The organism is Mesorhizobium sp. M7A.F.Ca.US.014.04.1.1, assembly GCF_003998745.1.
GTDB lineage: Bacteria > Pseudomonadota > Alphaproteobacteria > Rhizobiales > Rhizobiaceae > Mesorhizobium > Mesorhizobium ciceri.
In genome coordinates, this window is the sequence record NZ_RZRW01000248.1 from 1 (window position 1) to 8,327 (window position 8,327).

At 63.3% G+C, this 8,327-nt stretch carries 6 protein-coding genes; 5 read left to right on the top strand and 1 reads right to left on the bottom strand.

What is annotated here, in order from left to right; all coding sequences use genetic code 11:
* Positions 1 to 4 precede the first annotated feature (4 nt).
* Positions 5 to 799 (top strand): DeoR/GlpR family DNA-binding transcription regulator, encoded by a 795-nt coding sequence (locus EOA22_RS17475; protein WP_063167529.1) that lies wholly within the window; start codon positions 5 to 7, stop codon positions 797 to 799.
* A 77-nt stretch (positions 800 to 876) separates the two neighbouring features.
* A complete protein-coding gene (locus EOA22_RS17480) occupies positions 877 to 3,354 on the top strand; it encodes an FAD-dependent oxidoreductase (RefSeq protein ID WP_127390112.1) in 2,478 nt (825 codons plus the stop codon).
* Here EOA22_RS17480 and EOA22_RS17485 read toward each other — a convergent pair.
* Positions 3,351 to 4,220: a LysR substrate-binding domain-containing protein gene (locus tag EOA22_RS17485; RefSeq protein WP_013533042.1), complete on the bottom strand. Its 870-nt coding sequence runs from the start codon at positions 4,218 to 4,220 to the stop codon at positions 3,351 to 3,353. The genes EOA22_RS17480 and EOA22_RS17485 overlap by 4 nt on opposite strands.
* A gap of 155 nt (positions 4,221 to 4,375) precedes the next feature.
* On the opposite strand from EOA22_RS17485, the gene EOA22_RS17490 reads away from it, so the two are divergent.
* The 3 genes from EOA22_RS17490 to EOA22_RS17500 form a co-directional block, all read left to right on the top strand.
* Positions 4,376 to 6,076, top strand: coding sequence for a Na/Pi cotransporter family protein (locus EOA22_RS17490; RefSeq protein ID WP_063167531.1), 1,701 nt, complete (start codon positions 4,376 to 4,378; stop codon positions 6,074 to 6,076).
* A gap of 125 nt (positions 6,077 to 6,201) precedes the next feature.
* The gene (locus EOA22_RS17495; RefSeq protein WP_063167532.1) at positions 6,202 to 7,401 is read left to right on the top strand and encodes a 2-aminoethylphosphonate--pyruvate transaminase; all 1,200 of its coding nucleotides are present in this window, start codon (positions 6,202 to 6,204) and stop codon (positions 7,399 to 7,401) included.
* A 24-nt stretch (positions 7,402 to 7,425) separates the two neighbouring features.
* On the top strand, positions 7,426 to 8,327 hold a 902-nt coding region (locus EOA22_RS17500), incomplete at its 3' end, for an alkaline phosphatase family protein (RefSeq protein ID WP_127390113.1).

Genomic DNA, 8,327 nt, shown 5'->3' on the forward strand with positions numbered 1-8,327 from the left:
CATCATGTCCCCCGACAGCAGCCTGCCGGCGCGCGCCCTTGCTCCACGTCGCCACGAAGAGATCCTGCGGCGGCTGGGCGCCCAGGGGTCTGTCAGTGTCGCCGAACTGGCCGGGTTCTTCGATGTCTCGCGCGAAACCATCCGCCGTGATTTGAAGCTGCTGTCGGATAAGGGACGGCTCGGCATCGTCCATGGCGGCGCCGCCCGCTTCGAGCCGAGCGAACCGGCAATGAGCTTGCGCAGCCACGAAAATGCCGGAGGCAAGGCCGCGATCGGCAGGCTGGCCGCCGGTCTTGTAAAGGACGGCATGGTGGTGTTCCTCGATTCCGGCACCACCACATTGGCCATCGCACAAGCCATGGCCGACCTGCGCGATCTCACCATCTGCACGGCGAGCCTGAAGATCGCGCTTCTGCTGTGCCACGTCTCAGGCATGCGCGTGCATGTGCTGGGTGGCGAAGTCGATCCGGGCGAGGAAGCGGCCTCGGGAATCGACATGCTCGAAGCCATGTCGCGCTTTCGCGTCGACATCGCGTTCCTCGGTGGTGGCGCGCTGTCGCCCGACGGCGAGGTGACCGATTTCACCCGCGCCGGCGCCGAACAGCGCAGCCGCATGATCGCGCTTGCCGCCAAAACCTACTTCGTTCTCGACAGCAGCAAGTTCGCAAAGCTGACGCCGCTCAGGATTCCGAATTTTCAACGCGCCGCCGGCGTGATCGTCGACGCGAAACCGCAGGCTGACATCGCTGAAGCGCTTGCGCGCAAAGGGCCTGAGCTGATGATTGCCTCTTTGATGTGATATTTTGTGGTATTTTGTGTTGATATTTGGAATTCGGCTGCTATGATCCAACCGGTGTCAAAACGGCAGGATGTCCCATGGCAAACGAATTCCCTACGCAAGCGCGCGTCGTCATCGTCGGCGGCGGTATCATTGGCTGCTCGGTCGCCTATCATCTGACGAAGCTCGGTTGGACCGATGTCGTGCTGCTCGAACAGGGGCAACTCAGCGGTGGCACCACCTGGCACGCCGCAGGGCTTGTCGGCCAGTTGCGCAGTCATTCCAACATGACCAGCCTGATCAAATACTCCACGCAGCTCTATGGCGAGCTGGAGGCCGAGACCGGGCTCGCCACCGGTTGGAAGAATTGTGGCTCGCTGTCGGTGGCGCGGACCGCCGACCGCATGACGGTGCTGAAGCGCACGGCCGCATCGGCTCGCGCCCAAGGCGTCGAGATCGACGTGATTTCGCCGAAGGAGGCGGCCGATCTATGGCCGGTCATGGCGACCGACGATCTGGTCGGAGCCGTCTGGCTGCCGGGCGACGGCAAGGCCAATCCGACCGATCTCACGCAATCGCTGGCCAAGGGTGCGCGCAATCGCGGCGCGAAAATTTTCGAGCGGGTCAAGGTCACCGGCATCAGCGTGAAGAACGGCGTCGCCTGCGGTGTCGAGACGGACCGCGGCAACATTGCCGCCGAGATCGTCGTCAATTGCGCCGGCCAGTGGGCGCGCAAGGTCGGGCTGATGTGCGGCGTCTCGGTGCCGCTGCATTCGGCCGAGCACATGTACATCGTTACCGGCAGGATCGAGGGCGTGCATCCGGACCTGCCGGTCATGCGCGACCCCGACGGGTTCATCTATTTCAAGGAAGAGGTCGGCGGCCTGGTCATGGGTGGCTTTGAGCCGCACGCCAAGCCGTGGGGCATGAATGGCATTCCCGAAAATTTCGAGTTCGCGCTGTTGCCGGACGATTGGGATCAGTTCGAGATCCTGATGGAAAACGCGCTGGTCCGCGTGCCGCAATTGGCCAAGGCCGAGGTCAAGAAATTCTACAACGGTCCCGAAAGCTTCACGCCGGACAACAATTTTCTCCTCGGCGAGGCGCCGGAACTGAAGAATTTCTATGTCGGCGCCGGCTTCAACTCCATGGGCATCGCCAGCGCCGGCGGCGCGGGCAGGGCGCTGGCGGAATGGATCGTCAACAGCGCGCCGACCATGGATTTGTGGCCGGTCGACATCAGGCGTTTCGCCTCCTTCAACAACAATCCGCGCTGGCTGCATGACCGTGTCAAGGAAACGCTCGGCTTGCATTACGCCATGCCGTGGCCGAACCGTGAACTGGACACGGCGCGGCCGTTCCGCCGCTCGCCGCTCTACGACCGGGTCGCCGCCAAAGGTGCCTGCTTCGGTTCCAAGATGGGCTGGGAGCGCGCCAACTGGTTCGCGGCACCGGGAGAGAAGACCGAGAACGACTATGCCTTCGGCCGCCAGAACTGGCACGAGGCGGTCAAGCGCGAAATGAAGGCGACACGCGAAGCCGTCGCCGTCTTCGACCAGACCTCTTTCGCCAAGCTCCTCGTGCAGGGCCGCGATGCCTGCGCCGTGCTCAACTGGATCTGCGCCGGAAATATTGAGGTACCGGACGGTACGTCTGTTTACACGGGCGTGCTCAATGCACGCGGTGGCTATGAGAGCGATCTCACCGTTATGCGGCTCGGCGCGGAGAAATTCCTCATCGTCACCGGGTCCGCACAAGCTGTCCACGATGCCGACTGGATCGTCAAAAACATTCCATCCGACGCGCATGCAATCGTGACCGACGTCACCTCGTCCTACGCGGTGCTGGCGTTGATGGGACCGCGATCACGCGATCTGCTGGGCAAACTCTCCTCGGCCGATCTTTCCAACGCCGGCTTTCCCTTCGCCACCATCCGCGAGATCGATATCGGCTATGCCACCGCCTATGCCAACCGTATGACCTATGTCGGCGAACTGGGCTGGGAACTGATCGTGCCGACAGAATTCGCCGTCGGCGTCTATGAGGCGTTGCATGAGGCGGGCCGTGAATTCGGTCTGCTGGACGCCGGCTACTATGCGCTCGATGCCTTGCGCATCGAAAAGGGTTTTCGCGCCTGGGGCAGGGAGTTGACGCCTGAGATCGACCCCTGGCAGGCCGGGCTTGGCTTCGCCGTGGCGATGGACAAGCCAGGTGACTTTATCGGCCGCGACGCGCTGGTTGAGACGAAGCCATCGGCAGCACCGGCAAGACGCATCGTGCTGTTCACGCTCGATGATGCCGAGCCGATGCTGTGGGGCGGCGAACTGATCCTGCGCGACCGCAAGCCGGTCGGCGAAGTCCGCTCGGCCGCCTACGGCCACACGCTTGGCCGCTCGGTGGCGCTCGGCCTGATCGAGAACGAGGCGGGCGTCGACGCTGCATTTCTCACCGGTGGTCGTTTCGAGATCGACCTTGCCGGCGTTCGCCATGCCGCGACAGCACATCTGCGCAGCCCCTACGACCCGAAGTCGGAGCGGGTGAAGGCTGATGCGGTGGAGATCAGGGCCGCCGCTTAATCCGCTGACATCGAGCGCGCCATATCCAGGAAAGCCCGCACCAGTTTGCCGCCGCTGCGTTCACGCAGGCAGATCAACGCCTCGTCCATCAGGGTCTCGGGAGCATCGATGGTGATCGGCACCAGCCGCGAATCCTGGCCGAATTCGGCCGCCGAGACAAAGCCGATGCCGGCGCCCGAGGCGACGATCTCGCGGACGGCTTCGCGGCCCTCGGCTTCGATCGCCGGCCTCAATTCGATTTTCGAGGCGGCTGCGAGATCTTCGAGTTTCTGACGCGTCTTCGATCCACGCTCGCGCATGACCAGTGATTCCTGCGCGAGCTGCTTGAGGGTGAGCGACTTTTTCGCGGCCAGCGGGTGGTCGACGGATGCAAACGCGATGATCGGCGTCGAGTTGAGTTTCAGCACCTCGAAATCGCGCCCCGTCGGCACCTCGCCCAGCACGCCGATATCGGCATCGTAGCTGTAGAGGCTGCTGATCACCGTCTCGGTGTTGCCGGCGCGCACCGAAACCTGCACGCCGGGGTAGCGGGCCCGGAAGCTGCCGAGAATATGAAGCAGATGATGTGCGGCATCGGCGACGATGCGCAGCGTGCCGGAACGCAGGGCGCGGGACTCCGTCAGGAGTTCGAGCGCCTGTTGCTCGGTATCGAACATGCGGTGGGTTATTTCGAGCAATTTCTGGCCCGAATGGGTCAGCGTGACCTGCTTCTTGTTCCGGTTGAACAGCAGCACATCATACTCTTCCTCGAGCTTGCGCACCTGGTCCGAGATCGCCGGCTGGGTCAGGAAGAGCGCCTCGGCGGCGCGAGAAAAGCCACCGCAGATGGCCACCTGGTGAAAGGCTCGCAACTGGACGTAGCGCATCTCCCGTGCCTCCGACACTTCTGAAATCGCCGACATCTTATCATAAGGATTGCTTAGGAAAAGATCGAAAGGAACGATTTGACTTATGTTTTGCCGACCCTCAGCCTGAGCATGGGTCGACATCCCTGCCGGCCGTTGGCACCGGAGGCGTCGCCATGCAATTTTCCATCATCCTGCTGCATCTGGCGGGTGCGGTCATGCTGCTGCTCTGGGCCGTGCATATGGTGCGCACGGGTGTCGAGCGGGCCTGCGGGCCCGCTTTGCGTGATGCCCTGAGGCAAGCCCGGGGTGAGCGGATCAGATCGGCCGGCGTCGGCACCGTGCTTGCCGTGCTGCTGCAGAGCTCGACCGCCGTCGCTATCCTGGCGGCCGGGTTTGCCGCCAGCGGCATGGTTTCGGTGTCGGCCGGGCTGGCGATCCTGCTGGGCGCCGATCTCGGTTCCGCCCTGGTCGTGCAGGTGCTGTCGTTCGACCTCAGCTGGCTTGTGCCGGCGCTGATCCTGGTCGGCGGCGCGATGGCCCTGAAGTTCGAAGTGGCTGGCATCAGGCATAGCGGGCGAATCCTGATGGGGGTCGCCTTCGTCCTGTTGTCGCTGCATATGATCGGCGAGGCGACCGCACCGATGCGGCAGAGCACCTTGCTGCCACTGGTGATCTCCTATCTGCGCGCGGACTATTTCACCGCCTTTGCCGCCGCTGCCCTGTTCACATGGCTGATCCACTCCAGCGTCGCGGCGATCCTGCTGTTCGTCACGCTTGCCGCACAAGGCGTCTTGCCGGTCGAGGTCGGTCTGTTCTTCATCCTCGGCGCCAATTGCGGCGGCGCGCTGATCGCGGTTTGGCTGACGCGCGGCGAAGCCGTCGAGGCGCGCCGTATCCCGCTCGGCAATCTGATCTTTCGCGGCACGGCGGCGCTGGCGGCTTTGTTCGCGCTTCAGGCCGTGACCTTCCCGGCGCATCTGTTCGGCGCAACCGAAGGCCGCCAGCTGGTCAACCTGCACCTTGCCTTCAATCTGGTGCTGGTCATCTGCTGCTTGCCGTTCACCGGCATGATGGAGCGGCTGGTCGCCTTGTTGATCGCAGACAGGCCGGTGGCAAAGGCCGGAGAGGGTGGAGACCTGATGTCGCGCCGCACCAGCGCGCTCGACCGCACCGTCATGCGCACACCCGGTCTTGCGCTAGCCAGTGCCACCCGCGAGCTGCTGCGCATGGGCGAAGTCGTCGAGGTGATGCTGCGCCCAGTGATGGATTTCTTCGACGCCGGCACCGGCGACCAGATACGCCAGGCTCAAAAACTCGATGAGGAGGTCAACCGCGCCCATACCGAAATCAAGCTCTACATTGCCGAAGTCAATCGCGGCAGCATGAGCGTGGCCGAAGCGCAGCGCGGCATCGAGCTCACCGACTTCGCCATCAATCTCGAACGCGCCGGCGACATCGTCGCCAAGAACCTGCTCGTGCTCACCCAGGAGCTGCGTGACAAGAACCTGCGCTTCTCACGCGACGGCTGGAGCGAACTGGCCGGGCTTCACAACCGTGTCATGGCCAACATGCAGCTTGCACTCAATGTGCTGGTGTCGAGCGATCTCGATTCGGCGCGGCAACTCGTCGTCGAGAAGGAGCGGATGCGCAGACTGGAACGCACGAGCCACGACCGTCACCTCAAGCGCCTGCAATCGGGAATGCCGCAGAGCATCGACACCAGCGACATCCACCTGGAGGCCGTGCGGGCGCTGAAGGAGATCAACTCGCTGATGGCCTCGGTCGCTTATCCCTTGCTGACGCAGAGCGGTGATCTGCTCGAAAGCCGGCTGGCGAGAGGGGCTGCGGAAGTGAGGGCTCCTGCAATGGCCTGAGGACGGATTCCCGCCCGGCAGGCCATCACTAAAATCTATACATCGATACAAAATAACGATTTTACAAATAGATCATTCAGGCCAAGAATAAGGCCACATCGAACGCAGATCGAGCGGAGGACAACATGCTCGCCGAGACGAAATTTGCCGCGGAGCCGCTGGCCAGCCCGGCGCTGGGCGAGCCGTATCTTCTGACCCCGGGGCCGCTCACCACGGCCTATTCGGTCAAGCAGGCGATGTTGCGCGACTGGGGATCGTGGGACGGCGACTTCCGCGCCATGACATCGGATATGCGTCGCCGGCTGCTGGCGCTGACCGGGGACAGGAACGATGAGTTCGACTGCGTGCCGATGCAAGGCAGCGGTTCTTTCTGCGTCGAAGCGATGCTGGGGTCGTTCGTGCCCAGGGACGGCAAGGTTCTTGTGCTGGCCAACGGCGCCTACGGCCTGCGCGCCGCGCAGACCATGCAGTATCTCGGCCGCGCCTATACGCTGATCGACAAGGGTGACTATCTGCCCCCGCGCGGCGACGAGGTGGCAGCGGCCCTCGCGGCCGACCCTGATATCACCCATGTCATCGCCATCCATTGCGAGACCAGTTCCGGCATCCTCAACCCGGTCGCTGAAATTGCCGAAGCCGTCCATGCCAAGGGTCGCAAGCTGCTGGTCGATTCCATGAGTGCGTTCGGCGCCGTGGCGCTCGACGTCAACGAAATCCGCTATGAGGCGATGGTCTCGTCCGCCAACAAGTGCATCGAAGGCGTTCCGGGTTTTGGCTTCATCATCGCGCGCAAGAGCGAACTGGAGGCCGCCAAAGGCAGGAGCCATTCGCTGTCGCTCGATGTCCACGCCCAGTGGGCGCACCTGAACAAGACCGGCCAGTGGCGCTACACGCCGCCGACGCATGTCGTGGCCGCCTTCCTCGAAGCACTGCGCCAGCATGAGGCCGAAGGCGGCGTCGCCGGCCGTGGCGCCCGCTATACGAGGAACCGCGACGTTATGGTGGCCGGCATGCGCGACCTCGGTTTCGAGACACTGCTCCGGGATCGCTGGCTGTCGCCGATCATCGTCACCTTCTTCAACCCGGCTCATGCCAGTTTCGCGTTCGACCGTTTCTACGACCTGATGAAGGACAAGGGCTTCATCATCTATCCGGGCAAGCTGACCGCCGTGGATTCGTTCCGCGTCGGCTGCATCGGCCAGATGGACGAACATGTCATGCGCCGCGTCGTCGAGGCGGCAGCGTTCTCGCTTCATGAAATGGGCGTCGACACCGCCGCCCCACCCGCCGCGGCACTTGCCGAACGCGCCAAACTCGCCGCCTGAAGCGGCCGACTTCGAGGATATCAGATGAACCAGATGTCTCCTGTCACCGTGTCGGTCAACGGCCGCACCTATGCCTGGCCGCGCGTGCCGGCGATCGCCATCTGCCTTGACGGCTGCGAGCCGGCCTATCTCGACGAAGCGATAAAGGCCGGGCTGATGCCGGCTCTGGTCAGGATCAAGCAGAAGGGCACGGTGCGCTTTGCGCACTCTGTCATTCCGAGCTTCACCAACCCCAACAATCTGTCGATCGCCACCGGCCGGCCGCCGTCGGTGCATGGCATCTGCGGCAACTATCTCTATGAGCGCGAGACCGGCAAGGAAGTGATGATGAACGACCCGCGCTTCCTGCGCGCGTCGACCATCTTCCAGGCCTTCTACGATGCCGGCGCCAAGGTCGCCGTGGTCACCGCCAAGGACAAGCTGCGTGCGCTGCTCGGCAAGGGCCTCGCCTTCGACGAAGGCCGCGCGCTGTGCTTCTCTGCGGAAAAATCCGACACCACCAGCAAGGCCGAGCACGGCATCGACAATGCCTCGAAGCACTTTGGGCTGCCGGTGCCGGAGGTTTATTCGGCCGAGCTGTCGGAATTCGTCTTCGCCGCCGGCGTCCAGCTGCTGAAGGAATTCCGCCCCGACATCATGTATCTGACGACCACCGACTATGTGCAGCACAAATATGCGCCCGGCGTGCCGCAGGCCAACGCCTTCTACGAGATGTTCGACAAATACCTGACCGAGCTCGATGCGCTGGGTGCTGCCATCGTCGTCACCGCCGACCATGGCATGAAGCCCAAGCACAAGGCGGACGGTTCGCCTGATGTCGTCTATGTCCAGGACCTTCTCGACGAGTGGCTGGGCAAAGATGCCGCCCGCGTCATCCTGCCGATCACCGACCCCTATGTCGTGCATCATGGCGCGCTGGGTTCCTT